This window comes from Amycolatopsis sp. H20-H5 (assembly GCF_035828755.1).
GTDB lineage: Bacteria > Actinomycetota > Actinomycetes > Mycobacteriales > Pseudonocardiaceae > Amycolatopsis.
Genome location: NZ_JAYMZS010000009.1, coordinates 141,675 through 157,993, shown reverse-complemented (window position 1 = coordinate 157,993; position 16,319 = coordinate 141,675). Strand labels below are relative to the sequence as shown.

The window sequence follows — 16,319 nt, the reverse complement described above, 5'->3', positions numbered from 1 at the left end:
CTTCCCGAGTCGCACCGCCCGCGACGCCAGCCCGCCCAGCAGAAGGAATGGTCACACGCAAACACTCGCACAACCAGCAGCCGATATCACGAACCGACACGCAAAGATCTAGCTCTGTAGTACTAGTCGGCGGGAACAAACTTGCCCGAGGATTCACCGTCGAAGGCCTCACCGTCGCCTATTACCGCAGACTGACGAAACAGGCCGACACCCTCATGCAAATGGGACGTTGGTTCGGTTACCGCAAGGGCTATCGTGACCTGGTCCGACTGTTCGTCACCGACGAGCTGAACGAGGCATTCGGGGCGATCTGTCTCGATGAGCATTACTTCCGTGACCAGCTCGACCGGTATTCTGAGTTCGTCGACGGCAAGCCACAGATCACGCCCGCGCAGGTCCCACCGCTTGTGGCTCAACATCTGCCATGGCTGAAGCCGTCTGCGCCGAACAAGATGTACAACGCCCAACTCACGGAGCGCCGATCGCCGGGCATCGGTGTCGAGCCGATCGACTATCCCGACCGACGCGATCTGATCGCCAAGAACACCGAGCTGTTCTGCCCCCTGTTGACCGTGGTCAACGGTCGTACGGTGACCTTCCGGTCCTCCGAGAGCAAGAGTTACGAGGCGCGGATCGGCGCTGTCTCGCATGCGACGCTGTTGGGCGTGCTGGGCGAGCTGCATTGGATCGGGACAGGCCAGTTCAGTCCCGATCTCGCCTGGCTTCGAAGCCTCGACTCCGGCGATGTAGACGATTGGGCGATATCTCTGCCACAACTCGGCCCTTCGTTCCCGTCGCGGACGATCCTGGGCTGCGGCCCGTTCAGTCTTCACTACCGCGTCCGCAGGCGCCCACCGTACTTCGGCGCGATGAGTGATCCCAAACACCGCCCCGCGGTCGACCGGATCGCAGGTAAACCCTGGACTTTCGCCGACTCTGAAGCCGAGGCTTTGCGCAAACCACGGCGTGGTGCGATGCTCGTCTACCCGCTGATCGAACACCGCGAGGTCCCCGGGGGCGACGGCGACGCAATCGATCCCGGACTCGTGGTCATGGCTTTTCGGATCGTCGCACCCGCAGCTGCGCAGCCCAGCGACCGGCGCCTGTTGACTTTCGTCACCAGGAACCACGGACGTCCCGAAGACCCGATCGTTGACAGGTAGTGGCAACACTCCTGCCGCCGTTCCTGCGGTACGCGACTCTTGAGTCATCGCAGTCGGTGCGGTTTCGGGTCTGTCTCGCGAACGGTGTTTCGGCGTGTTCGGCTAGTAGTGTGTCGCTGCTTAGTTGTGGTGCCTGTGGCTGGGAGCCTGTTGTCCGGCAGGTTCCTTTCCTGCCGGACAAGGACTGTTGCTATGTGGCGAGACGCACACGTGGCCGCTAGCCCCGGCAAGCCTTGCCCGCCAGCTGCTGAGCGATATGTCTGATGGCGACTAGTTTGGTCAGATCGGTGGACATTCCGAGGTGACAGGGAGTTGGGCGCCTTGGCAGCTCGGAGCTGGCAGCGAGGTGCGCCATGAAACGTCGGCTGCCGGTGAACGCCAGACAGGGCAGCGGCTCCAGCGGGGCAAGCCTTTGCCTTCGAGGCCATGCCGCGGCACCTGAGCACTTAACCCCGCTGCGCGATACCGCTCGTAGGCCTCGCAGACGTCGTCGAACGTCAGTGCGGAGACCATCGCCGCGTAGCGCAGGCTTCAGGCTCGAGGTGGCCACCGTCGGCGGTGCGTTTGAGTTCGATGATTACCGGATGACCTTCTCTGTCGGTGCCGAGCCGGTCGATGCGTCTGCGGGCGCCGGCGAACTTTTCGCTCACGATGAGCACGTCCTCGACCATGGTGTCGATCTGCGCGTAGCAGCCGTTGCAGCTCAGCGCGTTCGTGGATCTGCTCCGCAGCGAAGGTTGGCGACGGCACAGATTCGAGGGTGTCGGCGGTCAACCCGAAGAGCGGCATATCGGTCAGCCTTGCTGGCTGACCGGGATATGGGAAGGATGTTGAGTTGCGACCGTAGGAGCCTCGCAGGTCGGCTTCTTGAGGTCTTCGCCATGATCAGTGGGCGCAACTCGCTCGACACCCGAGATCACTCCGGGCAAAGGGGCCAGCGCCGCCGTACGCCGCAAGGAGGCGTGCCCGCATCATCTCCTGGATTCTTGCAACGCCCACGGATACGGCCGGGTGCACCACATTGCAGGGAGGAGTGGTACTCCCATCTGACAGTGTTGACTGGCGTATCAGTGTGTAGGCGATTCTGGGCAATTCGGCCCGCACGGGCCTACCTCCGCTGGCCGTTGCTGATCTGTTACCTGGCCCCGTCGGCGCGCCGGAGCAAACGGAGCCCGGAAGGAGCCCGGGCCAGGTTGGTCTAAACCATCGACATTCATCTGAGCGTAAAACTGCACTTCAACGCCTTGCGTGAGTGGGCCGCCAGGGGCTCGAACCCTGGACCCAGGGATTAAAAGTCCCTTGCTCTACCAACTGAGCTAGCGGCCCGCGAGATCAGCTTAGTGGATGCCTTTGGCGGGGATCGACCCGATATCCGGTTGGGGCGCGGGGGCTTGCCGGAGCAGTCCGCGTTACGGCAAGTGGCGGCGGGGAAGGGCAGTTGGCCGGGAGATCGGGCTGCCCGCGCGGGGACGTGAGAAATTCATGGGTGTTCCGTGTGCGGGGCACTGGTTTCGGGGTCGGTGCGGCAGCAGTATTCGGGGACTGAACGTCCGGTGGGCCGTCACGACAGGGGGTCTCATGCGCGAGCGCGGAGAAGTCACCGAAGGCGGCAGTGCCCGGTTTCTGGACTTCAAGCGGCATCTGCGGGCCGAGATCAACGACGGTGACGGGGCCTATCTGTTCTCCGAACGTGGGGTCATCGCGATGCGGGGGGCGCAGATCGCCGCGCTGGCCGCGTTGCTCGACGGTACGCACGACCTGGCTGGTGTGCTCCGGGCGCGGCCCGCGGGCATGAGCGAGGAGCAGATCGCCGGGTTGCTGGCCCAGCTGGTCGAGGCCGATCTGGTCACGCTGCGCACGGCGGAGGACGCCGGGGCCGACGAACGTGAACTCGCGTACTGGGACGCCTGTGGGGTGGACACCGTCGCGGCGCGTGAGAGGACCAGTCGTGTCCAGGTCGTCGCCGTCGGTGAAGGGACTGAGACCGCGCAGGTCGAGCGGGCGCTGCGGGACGCGGGGCTGGAGATCGGCGACGACGATTCCGCGGACCTCACCGTCGTGCTGTGCGACGACTACCTCGACCTGCGGCTCGGGGAGATCGACGCCGCGCATCGGGCAAGCCGGACGCCGTGGTTGCTGGCCAAGCCCACCGGCTCGCAGGTGTGGCTCGGCCCGATCCTGCGGCCCGGCGACTCCGCCTGCTGGCACTGCTTGAGCAACCGCCTGTGGGGGCATCGGCATCCGGAAGCGTGTGTGCAGGCGACACTGGGGCGAGTCGGCCCGGCCAGTGCGCCGGTGTCGGCCATCCCGGCGCTCACCTCGGCCGCCGCCAACCTGATCGCGCTCGAGGTCACCAAGTGGCTGGCCGGGTACCGGTATCCGGGCCAGAGCTGTGTGTGGGTCCTCGATTCGCTCGACCTGCAGGGCAAGCTGCACGAGCTGCGCCGCCGTCCGCAATGCCCCGACTGCGGCGATCCGTCGCTCGTGGCCGCCCGCACGCGTGAACCGGTGGTGCTGCTCGAGGCCAGGAAGACCAGCTGCGGTGGGGGCGGGCACCGGACGCTCACGCCCAGCCAGGTGCTGGAGCGGTATCGGCATCTGATCAGCCCGGTCACCGGCATCGTCGGCGAGGTCACGCGGGACCCGCGCAGCCCGGCGTTCGTCAACGTCTACCGCTCGGGGGTGAACATCGCCCGGAGCGTCACGGGGATGGCGGAACTGCGCGCGAGCCTGCGCGGCGAGAACGGCGGCAAGGGCGCCACCCCGCTCGACGCCGAGGTCGGGGCGCTCTGTGAAGCCGTCGAGCGCTACTCCGGCGACTACCAGGGCGACGAACTTCGCGTCCGAGGTTCCCTTCGCGGCCTCGGGGCCGACGCGGTTCATCCGAACGAGTGCATGCTCTACGCCGGGCAGCAGTACCGGGACCGGCGTGCCTGGAACGCCGCGCACGCCGCTTTCCAGCACGTGTGCGAGCCGTTCGACGAGGACGCGGAGCTCGACTGGACCCCGATGTGGTCGCTCACCTCGCAACGGCAGCGTCTGCTTCCGACCGGCCTGCTCTACTACGGGGTGCCCGGAGACCAGGCGCGCGGCCTGCGGGCCGATTCCAATGGCACCGCGGCGGGCAGCAGCCTGGAGGACGCGATCCTGCAGGGCCTGCTGGAGCTCGTCGAGCGGGACGCTGTCGCGCTCTGGTGGTACAACCGCACGCCCGTTCCCGGCGTCGACCTGCGCTCGTTCGGTGACCACTGGCTCGAGGAGACCATCGGGCAGTACGCGGAGCTCGGCCGTGAGTTGTGGGCGCTCGACGTGACCTCCGATCTCGGCGTCCCGGTGATGGTCGCGGTTTCGCGGTCGGTCACCGGCGAGCGGGAACGGATCATGTTCGGTTTCGGTGCGCACCTCGACCCGCGGCTGGCCCTGCGGCGCGCGGTGAGCGAGCTGAACCAGATGCTGCCCGTCGTCCTCGACGACCACTGCTCGCTCGACGATCCTGACGCGGTCCGCTGGCTCGAAGGAGCCACCGTGGCCAGCCAGCCGTACGTGCTGCCGGTCGGCGGCGTGCCCGCCCGCACCCCGGCGGACTTCCGGTTCACGCACCGGGCGGACGTCTCCGACGACGTGCGAGCGCTCGTGAGCGCACTGGCCGAACGCGGGATGGAGACGCTGGTGCTCGACCAGACGCGGCCGGACGTCGCGCTGCCCGTGGTGAAGGTGCTCGTGCCGGGGCTGCGCTCGTTCTGGGCTCGTTTCGCGCCCGGCAGGCTCTTCGACGTGCCGGTGCGGCTCGGCAGGCTCGATCGCCCGACCGGCTACGAGGGGCTCAACCCCTTCCCCCTGTTTCTGTGACAGCCCGGCGGGCGGTCCGTGAAGCACTTTCGCAAGGTTGATGAGGAGCGCGAACACTTTGACGGTCGAGTCCGGAGACGGCGCGGTGGAGTCGGTTCCACTGTGGTCGCTCACCGAGGACACCCTGGTCGAGGTCGGCCCGGATGGCTTGGTCCTGGTCATCACCCGGCTGGGCGAGTTCGAGATCGACGACGCGGACGCCGTGGTCCTCGAGTCGCTGCGCAGGATGGCGCTCGGTCCGGTGAGCCTCCGCAACGTGATCCCGTCCGGCTCGCCGCGGCGCGGGCGCGGCCTCACCGCGGGCTGGGCCGACGCGGACTTCCCCGACTTCGCCTCGCTGCGGCGGGTGCTGGACAAACTGAGCGGTTCGGTCGTGCACTCCCTCGGCCTCAACGACGGGAAGACGCCGGTGCTGTCGGTGATGCCGGTCGGGTTCGCGCCGCCGTTCGCGCCGCGGGCGGTGCCGCCGGGCGCGCGGATCCGGCTGTCGCGGTTCGCCACGATGCGGTCCGCGGCGGGCGGGCTGATGCTGGAATCGCCGTGCACCCGGTTCCAGGCCCTGCTGAGCAGGCGCCATGGCATCCGCGTCGCGTCTTCGCTGGCCGTGCCGATGTCGATCGCGGAGATGGCGAGCGAGGGCGAGATCGCGCCCGCGGTGGTCGCCGACATCGTGGCCTACCTGGTCGCCGCCGGGCTCGTCCTGGTCGGCGACCCGCTCGGCCGGTTCGCTGAGGACTTCGACCCGGAACTGCGGCAGTGGGCGCCGCACGAACTCTTGTTCCACGTTTTCAGCCGCACCCGGCCGCTCACGGTCCCCGCCGAGACACCGGCTGGCCAGCCGGGGAGCGAGCCCGCACCGGTGGTCAAGCCGGTGCCCGCCGGGCTCCGCGTCCCGCTGTTCCGTCCCGACCTGGCCGACGCCGCCACGACCGATCCGACGCTGACCAGGCTGCTGGAGACCGACCACGAATGTCCGGTCTTCTCCGAACGCGAGATCTCGGCGGAGAAGCTGGGGGAACTGCTGTTCCGCAGCGCGCGTATCCGGTCCGTCGGCCCGGCGCACCTCCCGGCGGGGACCGATCACCAGGCGTCCCAGCGGCCCTACTTCAACATCGCCGGCATCTACGAGCTGGAGCTCTACGTCGCCGCGAACCGCTGCGCCGGGCTGCCGCGGGCGATCTACCACTACGACCCGGCCGGGCACGCGCTCACCATGGTCAACGACGACGCCGACGACCTCGCGACGATGCTGGACATGGCGATGGTCGCTGGTGGCGGGCACCGGCGCCCGCCCGCGCTCGTCACGGTGACCGTCCGGATGGAACGGATCGCCTGGGCGCTCGGCGGTGCGGCGTACGCGACCGTCCTGTTGCACCTCGGCGCGCTGCAGCAGACGCTCTACCTGGCTGCCAAGGCGATGGGGCTGGCCGCGCACGCGGTGCCGGTGGACGCCAGTGACCAGGTCGACCGGGCGCTGAAACTGCGCTGGCCCGCCGAGGTCGGTGTCGGGGAGTGCGTACTCGACGTGATTCAGTAAGCGCTTACTGGCTGGAAAACGGCACAATGATCAATTTTTCTACGCCGTTCGGACGCATTGCTCCATGCGGGTGACGGTAATCTGACCGATAGCGCGGTTCTCGATTCACAGCCATTCGGCGTCGGTGGCGATACGGATCGCGTCCACCCGGTTGCGCGCGTTCAGCTTGGTGACGACGGTGGCCAGATAATTGCGTACGGTGCCGGGTGACAGGAACAGCTCCGCGGCGATGTCGGAGACATTCCGACCGTGGGCGGCGAGCCGGAGGATCTCGATTTCCCGCGGGGTGAGCGGGCAGTCGTCGGTTTCCCACGCCGAAAGCGCGAGGTCGCTGTCGATCACCCGGCGGCCGATCGCCACGGAGCGCACCGCGTTCGCGAGTTTGTTGGCAGGGGCGTCCTTGAGCAGGAAGCCGTTGACCTTGGCGTCCAGGGCGCGGCGCACGGTGCCCGGCCTGCCGAGCGAGGTCAGGATGAGGGTGTGGCACTTGGGCATGTGCTGGTAGAGCTCGATCGCGGCGGTGAGACCGTCTTTGCCTGGCAGGTCGATATCGATCACCGCGACGTCCGGGAGACATTCGCGAGCGGTGGGGAGGATACGGTCGCCTTCGGCCACCTCGGCGACGACCTCGATGTCGTTTTCCAGATTCAGGAGTGCGACGAGAGCGCCACGGACCATGTGCATATCTTCGGCAAGAAGGACTCGGATCAAGCCGTGCTCCCCTCATTCCCCCAGGATGACACTCAGCCCGCTGATCACGCGAATGCGCGAGCTTCGTTCCGAATGGCCCCCCAGCCGGTCTCTTACTGACGATACGGCTGAAATCTCCTGCTGACCAGCAGTTCGGGCGACTTCACGGAACGTGATCGAAACGCTACGGTCACTCTTGGTCAGGCACAGGGTATGTGTTTATGCAAATGGTGTCAGCGAACTTCGGGGCGACCTGACGGACAATTCGTGCCGCCCATTCGGTTCGTGCCCGTCAGCGGCGGTGGGCGGTGATGATCCACGCCCTCGAATCGAAGAAGACGCCCTCTCCGGTGTCGTGCGCGCGGAGCATGTCGCGCAACCGTTCGCGTGCCCGCTCCGCTCCGGCCGCGTCCATTCCGGTCAGGAGGGTGTTCGTGCTGCGCAGCCCGAGAACGACCGAGCAGGCGTCGTCGGCGTCCCGGCCGTAGTACACGGGTTCGTGCACGTCGGCGAAGCTTTCGACCTCGAATCCCGCACGTCCCAGCACCTCGGTCACGGCGATTTCGTCGGCGAGGGAGAACGGATTCGGGCCGGTCGCGAGTGGGGGCAAGCCTTCGCCGGGGACCAAGGCCGTGCGGACGGCGGAGGCCCACTCGTTGCGCTCGCGGCTCTGCCAGGTCAGCAGGACCAGGCGCCCCGCAGGCCGCAGCGCGCGGCCGATATTGGCGAACGCCGCGGCCGGATCGGCGAAGAACATCGCGCCGAACCGGCTGATCGCGAGGTCGAACCGGGCGGCGGGGAAGGCGTGCACCTGGGCGTCCACCTGCTCGTAGGCGAGGTTCCGCAGGCCCTCCGCGTCGCTGAGGCGCCGGGCGCGCTCCAGCATCCGGGCGGACAGGTCCACGGCCAGCACCTCGCCAGGGGCGGCGGCGCGGGCCGCGTCACGAGCGGACCGGCCGCTCCCGCAGCCGACGTCGAGCACCCTGTCGCCAGTGCCGATGGCCGTGGCGGCGCGGAACAGTTCGTGGTGCCGGGCGACCTCGGCGTCGTCCTGCTCGGCGTGCTTGACCCGGTGCGCGCCCGCCGGGCCGTCCCACACCGCGGCCTGCTCGGCGTTGGCCGTGCCCGCCCAGCGGCGGTGGCTCTCAGCTGCCGCTTCCGTCGTTCGCTCCATCGGCTCATTCCACCACCGCCCGCCCGCGTCCGGCACCGGTGACCGGTCAGGAAGGCGCGCAGGAAGAAGACCGCGGGGCCCGTGCCGGGGAGCATCAGGGGAGCCGCCGACCGGCGCGCGGCACTGGTGAGAGGACCGACGGTGAAAGCTCTGCAGGAGACGATCGACGACCTGACCGCAGACGCCGAAGAGGTCGATCGGCTGGTCGCCGGGCTCGAACCCGGGGAATGGGCCACACCGACGCCGGCGCCGGGCTGGTCCGTCACGCACCAGATCGGCCACCTCGCGTTCATCTTCAAGATCGCCGGGATGTCGGCGGGCGAGCCCGAGGCGTTCGTCGCGATGACGAAGTCCCTCAGCGCGGGCTTCGACGCCGCGGTCAACGGCGCGCTGGCCGCCTACGTCAACGACCCGCCCGAGGTGCTGCTCACGCGCTGGCGTGCCGAGCGCGACGCCGGGATCAAGGCCCTGGCGGCGGTCCCGGCGGACCAGCTGGTGCCGTGGCTGGTCAACCCGCTGCCGCCGGCCGTGCTGGCCTGCGCCGGGATGATGGAGCTGTTCGGCCACGGCCAGGACATCGCGGACGCGCTCGGCGTGCGCCGCGAGTACACCGACCGGATCGCGCATCTCGTGGGCTTCGCCGTCCGCGTGCGGGACTTCGGTTACGAGGCGCGGAACCTGACCCCTCCCGAGCAGGAGTTCCGGTTCGAGCTCACCTCGCCGTCCGGTGCGCTCTGGGCCTTCGGGCCGGAGGACGCGGAACAGCGCGTCACCGGCAAGGCCGCCGACTTCTGCCTGCTGGTCACTCGCCGCCGTCACCGCGACGACCTCGACCTCAGCGCACGGGGAGCCGAGGCCGACCGCTGGCTGGACCTCGCGCAGGCCTACCGCGGGCCCGCCGGAGAAGGCCGGCGCCCTGGCCAGTTCGCCCGGCCCTGACCGCCCGTTTCCACGGTCCCTGAAGGCCACCATGAGGGACTTAGACGCCCTCAGGCCCGTCGCCGACGAGGCGACGGGCCTTTGGGGACACAGTGGCCTTCAGGGACCTTCTGCGGCAGCGAGTGTCAGAGGTCCAGACCTCCCGCAACTCGTCGACGAGTTGCGGGGGTGGCTCAGCGGAGGGTCGAGACCAGGGTGGCGATCTCGGCGGGGGACGGCTGGGCCGCGATCTCCTCGGTCGCCGCCGTCGCCCCCGCGCGGAATGTCGCGTCACCCAGCACGGCCGCGCAAGCGCGCGCCACCGAGTCCGGCGTGACCTCCTCGGGCAGCAGCCGGACTCCCGCGCCCGCCTTGACCACGGCGTCCGCGTTGTCGAACTGGTCGTCGAACTGCGGGAGCACCACCTGCGGGCAGCCGCTGGCGAGCGCGGTCAGCGTGGTGCCCTGGCCGCCGTGGTTGATCACCACGCCGCAGGCCCCCAGGGTCTGCGCCATCGGCAGCCGCCCGGCGTGCACCACCGCGGCGGGCAGGTCGGGCCAGCCTGCCGCGATCTCGTCGTCCACCGCGACGACGACCTCCGCGCCGAGCCCGGCCAGCCGCCGCAGCAGGGTGAGCATGAACCCGCCCCCGGTGCCGAGGTGCGGCACCACGGTGCCCAGCGTCAGGCAGATCCGCGGCCGCCGCGGGCCGCCGAGCATCCAGTCCGGCAGGTGCGCGTCGCCGTTGTAGGGCACGTGCCGGACGCTCTGGTGCCCGGCCGAGTACGCGGGCCGTAGGCTCGGCGGCCACGGGTTCACCATCAGGTCGGCGGGCGGCAGTTCCTCGCCGAGCGCCGTCCACAGCGGATGGCCGCGCAGCACGTCCGGCAGCGCGTCCTGGTACTCCACCAGCGGCGCGACGCCCCAGTGCAGCTCCACCCGCGCGACGCCGTCGGCGGCCGCGACGACCGGCCCGGTGAACTCGGCCCGCTCACTCACCACGACGTCCGGGCGCCAGGCGTCGGCGAGCCGCCGCATGCCGGGCAGGTTCCGCCGGGTGATCCCGGCGAACGCGCGGCCGTGCGCCGACCGCCTCCCCGCGGAATGCCCGGCCGTGCCGGGGGACTCGGCGGCGAGCAGGTCCCGGATTCCGCCGGCGGGGCCGAAGGAACACGCGGGCAGGCCGGTGCGCAGCACAGTGGGGACGAAGTTCTCCGTCGTCGCGACCAGCACCTCGTGGCCCAGCCCCCGGCACGCCCAGGCGAGCGGCACCAAGGGGAACAGATGCCCCGGCAGAGCCACGCTGGTGAACAGAATCCGCATCCGGCACTCCCCTGCTTGAGCTGGTCCACCTCCATGCTGCCCACCGCCGGGCGTCCCGCTTCTCCTGTCGTGCAACGGATCTTGACCTGCGGTGACGCGGCATCCGCCCCCGCACACAATGAGAAGAGTTCGCCGCCGATCAGGAATACCGTTGCGGCAGTGCGAAGGACGGGAGCCTGGGGCCCCGCCCCTCGTGACACCGCGGACTGCCGGCGACAGCACAGCCAAGCGAATTAGCGCGGCCGAAACGCGGTGGTTCCCGGCGACTCAAGATTGGACTCCACCCGTGACACTCACCTCTTCGTCTCCTTCGTCGACCACCTCCGCGACCAGCCTGGAAGACCTGGACCGGCGGCACCTGATCCGGTCCATGCACCGCGGGGACATCAACGACCGGGTGGTGATCGTCCGCGGCGAGGGCTGCTCCGTCTGGGACTCCCACGGCAACGAGCTGCTCGACGCCGCCGGTGGCGGGGTCTGGCTCTCCCCGATCGGGCATGGGCGCAAGGAGCTCGCCGAGATCGCGGCCAAGCAGATGGGCGAGCTCGAGTTCTTCACCAGTCTGCTCGAGTTCTCCAACGACAAGGCCATCCAGCTCGCCGCGAAGCTCGCCGAGCTCGCGCCGCCGGGCATCAACCGGGTCGCCTTCAGCAACGGCGGTTCCGAGGCCGTCGAGACCGCGATCAAGGCCGCGCGGCTCTATCACCACCGCCGCGGCGACACCGACCGCACGTGGATTCTCGCGCGGCACTACTCGTTCCACGGCGCGACCTACGGCAGCGGCACCGCCACCGGGTTCCCCCCGATGCAGGCCGGGGTCGGCCCGAACCTGCCGCACGTCGAGAAGCTCAGCCCGCCCTACCTCTACCGGGCGGCCGAGATGTACGGCGGCGCGGACCCGACCGACTTCCTGGTCAACGAGCTGGAGCAGACGATCGAGCGGATCGGCGCGGGCAACATCGCCGCGATGATCGGTGAGCCGGTCATGGCGGGCGGCGGCGTGCTGACCCCGCCGGACGACTACTGGCCCCGCGTGCGCGAAGTGTTGCGCCGCAACGGAATCCTGCTCATCGCCGACGAGGTCGTCACCGCGTTCGGGCGCACCGGTTCCTGGTTCGACTCGGAGTCGCGCGGCATGGAGCCGGACATGATCACCGTGGCCAAGGGCATCGCCGGCGGGTACGCCGCGCTCGGCGCCTGCCTGATGAGCGACGAGATCGCCGACACCCTCCTGCAGACCGGCGGCTTCTTCCACGGTTACACCTTCCAGGGCCACCCCGTGTCCTGCGCGCTGGGCCTGGCGACGATCGACATCATCGAGCGCGAAGGCCTGCTGACGAAGGCACTGTCCATCAGCGACTGGCTGCGCGCCGGGCTGGCCCCCGCGCGGGACCTGCCGGTCGTGGGCGACATCCGCGTCGAGGGTTCGCTGGCCGCGCTGGAACTGGTCGTCGACCGGGAGACCCGGCAGCCGATGGAATGGTCGCAGGCCGAGGCCGCGGCGTTCGAGATCCGCACCGCGCACGGCGTCATCGCCCGGCCCTACGGCCACAACCTGGTGCTCGCCCCGCCGCTCGTGTTCACCGAGGAGCAGGCCCGCCGCGCCACCGGCGCCGTCGTCGAGGTCCTGTCCCGCCTCGGCACCGACGGCGTTATCGCCCCGCGATGAGCACCGGACCCTTTCCGAGGAGGAAATCGTGACCACGACCGAAGCTCCCACCGGCACCGAACTGGTGCGCCGCCTCGCCGAGCGCACCGACCTGTTCCGCAAGCACGCGTTGTGGCAGGAGGAGAACCGCCGCATCCACGACGAGTCGATCGAGGCACTGGCCGACGCGGGCGTGTTCAAGCTTCGGACCCCGGCGCGCTACGGCGGCTACGAGTCCGACGCCCGCACGCTCGTCGACGTCGGTGCCGAACTGGGCCGGGCCGACGGCGCGCTGGGCTGGACCGCCTCGGTGTACTGGGTCCCGACCTGGATGGCCGGGCTGTTCCCGGACGAGGCGCAGGACGAGGTGTTCGCCACCCCCGACGCGCGGGTCTGCGGCACGCTGAGCCCGAGCGCGATGGCCGCACCGGTTGACGGCGGCATGGTGGTGAACGGGCGCTGGGGCTTCATCAGCGGCGCGCACCACGCGCACTGGCAGGAGATCATCACGCTCTCGCCGACGCCGGACGGCGGGATGCAGCCGCTGATGGCATTGGTGCCGATGTCCGAGGTCCAGATCGTCGACGACTGGCACACCGCGGGCCTGCGCGGTTCGGGCAGCGTGACGACCGTCGCGAAGGACCTTTTCGTTCCCCAGCACCGGATCCTGCCCTTGGGCGCGGTGCTGCAGGGCCAGTCCGCGTCGGTGCTCAACGCCGAGTCGCTGATGTACCGAACCCCGCTGCTCGCGGCGGCCAACGCCGCGACCGTCGGACCGCTGATCGGGCTGGCGAAGGCGGCGGTGGAGGCCTTCCTGGAGCGGCTGCCGAACCGCAAGATCACTTACACCGCCTACGAAAGCCAGCTGGACGCGCCGATCACGCACCTGCAGGTCGGCGAAGCGGCGCTGAAGGCGGACCAGGCGGAGTTCCACGGCCACCGCATCGCGGAACTGGTCGACCGCAAGGCTCCCGCCAACGAGCCGTGGACGCTCGAGGAGCGCGCGCGCACGCGTGCCGACGTCGGCGCGGCCAGCCAGCTCGCGAAGGAGGCCGTCGGCATCCTCGCCGCGGCGAGTGGCGGATCGTCGGCGTACGAGGACGTCCCGATCCAGCGGATCCAGCGCGACGTGCAGGTCACCGGCCTGCACGCGCTGATCACCACGAGCACCAACCTTGAGCTGTACGGGCGGATCCTCTGCGGGCTCGAGCCCAACACGCCCTTCATCTGACCGAGTCTGGAGACGGCGATGTACGACTACGTGATTGTCGGCGCGGGCTCGGCGGGCTGTGCGCTCGCCGCGCGGCTGACCGAGAACCCGGACGTCAAGGTCTGCCTGGTCGAGGCTGGCCCGGCGGACACGGCGCAGAACATCCACATCCCGGCGACCTTCAGCCGGCTGTTCCGCACCAGGTACGACTGGGACTACGACTCCGCCGAGGAGCCTTCGCTCAACGGGCGGCGGCTGTACCTGCCGCGTGGCCGGGTGCTCGGCGGGACCAGTTCGATGAACGCGATGCTCTACGTGCGCGGCATCCGGTCGGACTTCGACGGCTGGGGCCAGCCCGGCTGGGGTTTCGACGAGGTGCTGCCGTACTTCAAACGGTCCGAGGACAACGAGCGCGGCGAGTCGGAATACCACGCCACCGGCGGCCCACTGTCCGTTTCGGACGGCCGGGCGAAGAACCCGAGCTCGCTGGCCTTCGTCGAAGCAGCGCAGGAGGCCGGTTACGGCCTGAACGACGACTTCAACGGGCCCACTCTCGACGGGTTCGGCTCCTTCCAGCTCACCCAGCGCGACGGCAAGCGGTGCAGCACGGCCGTCGCCTTCCTGCACCCGGTGCTTTCGAGGCCGAACCTGACCCTCGAATCGAACCTGCAGGTGCACCGCGTGCTGATCGAGAACGGCCGCGCGATCGGCGTCATCGGGCACCGGCTGGAAGAGGAGCTGACCATCCGCGCCGAGCGGGAGGTCGTCCTTTGTGGAGGGACGTACAACTCGCCGCAACTGCTGATGCTCTCCGGCGTCGGCCCGGCCGGGCTGCTGTCCGCTTTGGACATTCCCGTGCTCGTCGATCAGCAGCTGGTCGGGCAGAACCTGTCCGACCACGCGCTGGTGCCGCTGATCTACCGGCACTCCCAGCCGATCAGCATGCTGGCCGCGGCCGAGCCGCAGAACGTCGCCCTGTTCATGGAACAGGGTCGCGGGCCGCTGACCTCCAACGGGCCGGAGGCGGGCGGGTACGCGCGCACCCGTGACTCGCTGGCGGAGCCCGACGCGGCGTTCCTGGCGGCTCCGGTGATGTTCACCGAGGGCGGTCTCGGCATTCCGACCGCGCACGCGCTTTCCTGCGGGCCGATGCTGCTGACGTTGCGGAGCCGGGGAAGCGTGTTGCTCGCGTCGGACGATCCGACGGCCAAACCGCGTATCCAGACCAATTTCCTCAGCACCGAAGAGGATCTGGAAACAGCGGTCTCGGCGGTGCGGATCGGGCTGGAGATCGGGCGCAAGAACGCGATGAGCACCTATGCCGAGGAATGGATCAACGCGCCGGAGTCCGAGTCGGACGCGGACCTGCGCGACTACGCGCGCCGGTACGTCCACTCCATCTGGCATCCCGCGGGCACCTGCGCGATGGGCACGGTCGTGGACGAGAACCTGCGGGTCAACGGGGTCGAGGGCCTGCGGGTCGCCGACGTCTCGGTGATGCCACAGGTCGGGCACGGCAATCCGAACGCCAACGCCATCATGATCGGCGAAAAGGCCGCGGATCTGCTGACCGGCGCCGAGCCGCCCGCTCGTCGCGACGCGGCGCTCGCGCACTGACTTTATTCCCGAGATTCGCCGCAAAACGTGAGACGCGCCGAGCGGGCGCGCGCGGTGAAAATGAACGCGGGTGATCCCGACTACGAGGAGAGAAAATGTCAACTCCTACCATCGACCAGCAGAAGGCCAGGCTCGACGCCTACTATGGTTCCTTCACCGGCGAGAAGGAGAAGGAAGCGCTGAGCGTCCCCCTTCGCCTGGTCGCCGCGTGGGCGAAGAACGACGCCGACGGTGTCGCCGACGCCTTCACCGACGACGGCGTGATGATCCTGCCGGGTGACGTGCTCAAGCAGGGCCGGGAAGAGATCCGGTCCTTCATGGCCGCTGCCTACGCCGGCCCGTTCAAGGGAACCGGCGTCACCGGAACGCCGGTCGACGTCCGGTTCGTGACCGACGAGGTCGCGCTGCTGCGCACGCACGGCGGCATCCTCGCGCCGGGCGAGACCGAGATCGACCCCGAGCTGGCCGTCCGGTCCACCTGGGTGGTCGTGAAGCGTGACGGCCAGTGGTTCCTCGCCGGCTACCAGAACAGCCCGCGTGGCGAAGGTGCGACCCTGCGCTGGTGATCATGCCCGCCGACATCGAGGAGAGAGCATGACCACCACCGTGTCACCGAACGGGAGCAAGGCGTCGGCCGCACTCGCCGAGGCGGGTGTCGAGGAGGACTTCGCCTTCTACCGCTCGTTCACCAGCGAGGTCGAAAAGGCCGTCCTCACCGTGCCGCAGCTCATCAAGGCCGCCTGGGCGGCCAATGACGGCGACTTCTTCGCGAGCATTTTCGTGGAGAACGGCAGCCTGCTCATGCAGGACGAGCAGCTGACCAGCCGGGAGGACATCCGCGCGTTCATGACCGCGGGCTACGCCGGGATCTACCGGGGCGCGAGTGTGGACGGCTGGCCCCTGTCGGTGAAGTTCCTCGCCGACGACGTAGCGCTGGTGGTCACGCAGGGCGGCATCATCCTCGACGGCGAGACCGAGATCGCCCCGCAGCGGGAGATCCGGGCCGTCTGGATCATCACCCTCGTGGACGGCCACTGGAAGCTCGTCTCCCACCAGAGCAGCCCCATCGCCGGCTAAGTGGTCACGATCGGAAGTCTGTCGGGGGTCTCGACGGCCCAGCTTCCCGCTGGGCGCACAGCCGGACGACCCGAGTACAACACCGGTACGAGGGTCATCCGGCCGCACTCCCAG

13 protein-coding genes and 1 tRNA gene are annotated in these 16,319 nt (G+C 69.2%); 9 read left to right on the top strand and 5 right to left on the bottom strand.

From position 1 onward, the window contains the following. Positions 1–1,163, top strand: a 1,163-nt coding sequence (locus QMK34_RS07805) for a Z1 domain-containing protein (protein WP_326413006.1), incomplete at its 5' end; no start/stop codon positions are given. Positions 1,164–1,660: 497 nt separating this feature from the next. On the opposite strand, the gene QMK34_RS07800 is transcribed toward QMK34_RS07805, so the two are convergent. Both QMK34_RS07800 and QMK34_RS07795 read right to left on the bottom strand, forming a co-directional pair. Then, the gene (locus tag QMK34_RS07800) at positions 1,661–1,834 is read right to left on the bottom strand and encodes a hypothetical protein (protein ID WP_326413005.1); all 174 of its coding nucleotides are present in this window, start codon (positions 1,832–1,834) and stop codon (positions 1,661–1,663) included. 582 nt (positions 1,835–2,416) lie between these two features. Continuing rightward, positions 2,417–2,489: transfer RNA gene (locus QMK34_RS07795), tRNA-Lys, on the bottom strand. A gap of 252 nt (positions 2,490–2,741) precedes the next feature. On the opposite strand from QMK34_RS07795, the gene QMK34_RS07790 reads away from it, so the two are divergent. Further along, complete coding sequence (locus QMK34_RS07790; protein WP_326413004.1) at positions 2,742–5,012, top strand: TOMM precursor leader peptide-binding protein; 2,271 nt, start codon at positions 2,742–2,744, stop codon at positions 5,010–5,012. A gap of 58 nt (positions 5,013–5,070) precedes the next feature. Then, positions 5,071–6,549, top strand: a complete 1,479-nt coding sequence (locus tag QMK34_RS07785; RefSeq protein WP_326413003.1) for a SagB family peptide dehydrogenase — start codon at positions 5,071–5,073, stop codon at positions 6,547–6,549. 105 nt (positions 6,550–6,654) lie between these two features. On the opposite strand, the gene QMK34_RS07780 is transcribed toward QMK34_RS07785, so the two are convergent. Together QMK34_RS07780 and QMK34_RS07775 are read right to left on the bottom strand one after the other, a co-directional pair. Next, positions 6,655–7,260, bottom strand: coding sequence for a response regulator transcription factor (locus QMK34_RS07780; protein ID WP_326413002.1), 606 nt, complete (start codon positions 7,258–7,260; stop codon positions 6,655–6,657). Positions 7,261–7,531: 271 nt separating this feature from the next. Beyond that, the gene (locus tag QMK34_RS07775) at positions 7,532–8,413 is read right to left on the bottom strand and encodes a class I SAM-dependent methyltransferase (protein WP_326413001.1); all 882 of its coding nucleotides are present in this window, start codon (positions 8,411–8,413) and stop codon (positions 7,532–7,534) included. Positions 8,414–8,554: 141 nt separating this feature from the next. Here QMK34_RS07775 and QMK34_RS07770 point away from each other — a divergent pair, with 141 nt between their 5' ends. Then, the gene (locus QMK34_RS07770) at positions 8,555–9,352 is read left to right on the top strand and encodes a TIGR03084 family metal-binding protein (RefSeq protein ID WP_326413000.1); all 798 of its coding nucleotides are present in this window, start codon (positions 8,555–8,557) and stop codon (positions 9,350–9,352) included. Between the two features lie 173 nt (positions 9,353–9,525). On the opposite strand, the gene QMK34_RS07765 is transcribed toward QMK34_RS07770, so the two are convergent. Then, positions 9,526–10,653 carry a nucleotide disphospho-sugar-binding domain-containing protein gene (locus QMK34_RS07765; protein ID WP_326412999.1) on the bottom strand — a complete coding sequence of 376 codons (1,128 nt, stop codon included), beginning with the start codon at positions 10,651–10,653 and terminating at the stop codon, positions 9,526–9,528. A gap of 286 nt (positions 10,654–10,939) precedes the next feature. On the opposite strand from QMK34_RS07765, the gene QMK34_RS07760 reads away from it, so the two are divergent. From QMK34_RS07760 to QMK34_RS07740, 5 genes are all read left to right on the top strand, one after another. Further along, the gene (locus tag QMK34_RS07760; RefSeq protein ID WP_326412998.1) at positions 10,940–12,322 is read left to right on the top strand and encodes an aminotransferase family protein; all 1,383 of its coding nucleotides are present in this window, start codon (positions 10,940–10,942) and stop codon (positions 12,320–12,322) included. A 28-nt stretch (positions 12,323–12,350) separates the two neighbouring features. Further along, positions 12,351–13,532, top strand: a complete 1,182-nt coding sequence (locus tag QMK34_RS07755) for an acyl-CoA dehydrogenase family protein (RefSeq protein ID WP_326412997.1) — start codon at positions 12,351–12,353, stop codon at positions 13,530–13,532. A gap of 18 nt (positions 13,533–13,550) precedes the next feature. Beyond that, positions 13,551–15,128, top strand: coding sequence for a GMC family oxidoreductase (locus QMK34_RS07750; RefSeq protein ID WP_326412996.1), 1,578 nt, complete (start codon positions 13,551–13,553; stop codon positions 15,126–15,128). A gap of 95 nt (positions 15,129–15,223) precedes the next feature. Beyond that, entirely contained in the window at positions 15,224–15,694 is a 471-nt protein-coding gene (locus QMK34_RS07745) for an SgcJ/EcaC family oxidoreductase (protein ID WP_326412995.1), read from the top strand. Between the two features lie 28 nt (positions 15,695–15,722). Then, the gene (locus QMK34_RS07740) at positions 15,723–16,205 is read left to right on the top strand and encodes an SgcJ/EcaC family oxidoreductase (protein ID WP_326412994.1); all 483 of its coding nucleotides are present in this window, start codon (positions 15,723–15,725) and stop codon (positions 16,203–16,205) included. Positions 16,206–16,319 lie beyond the last annotated feature (114 nt).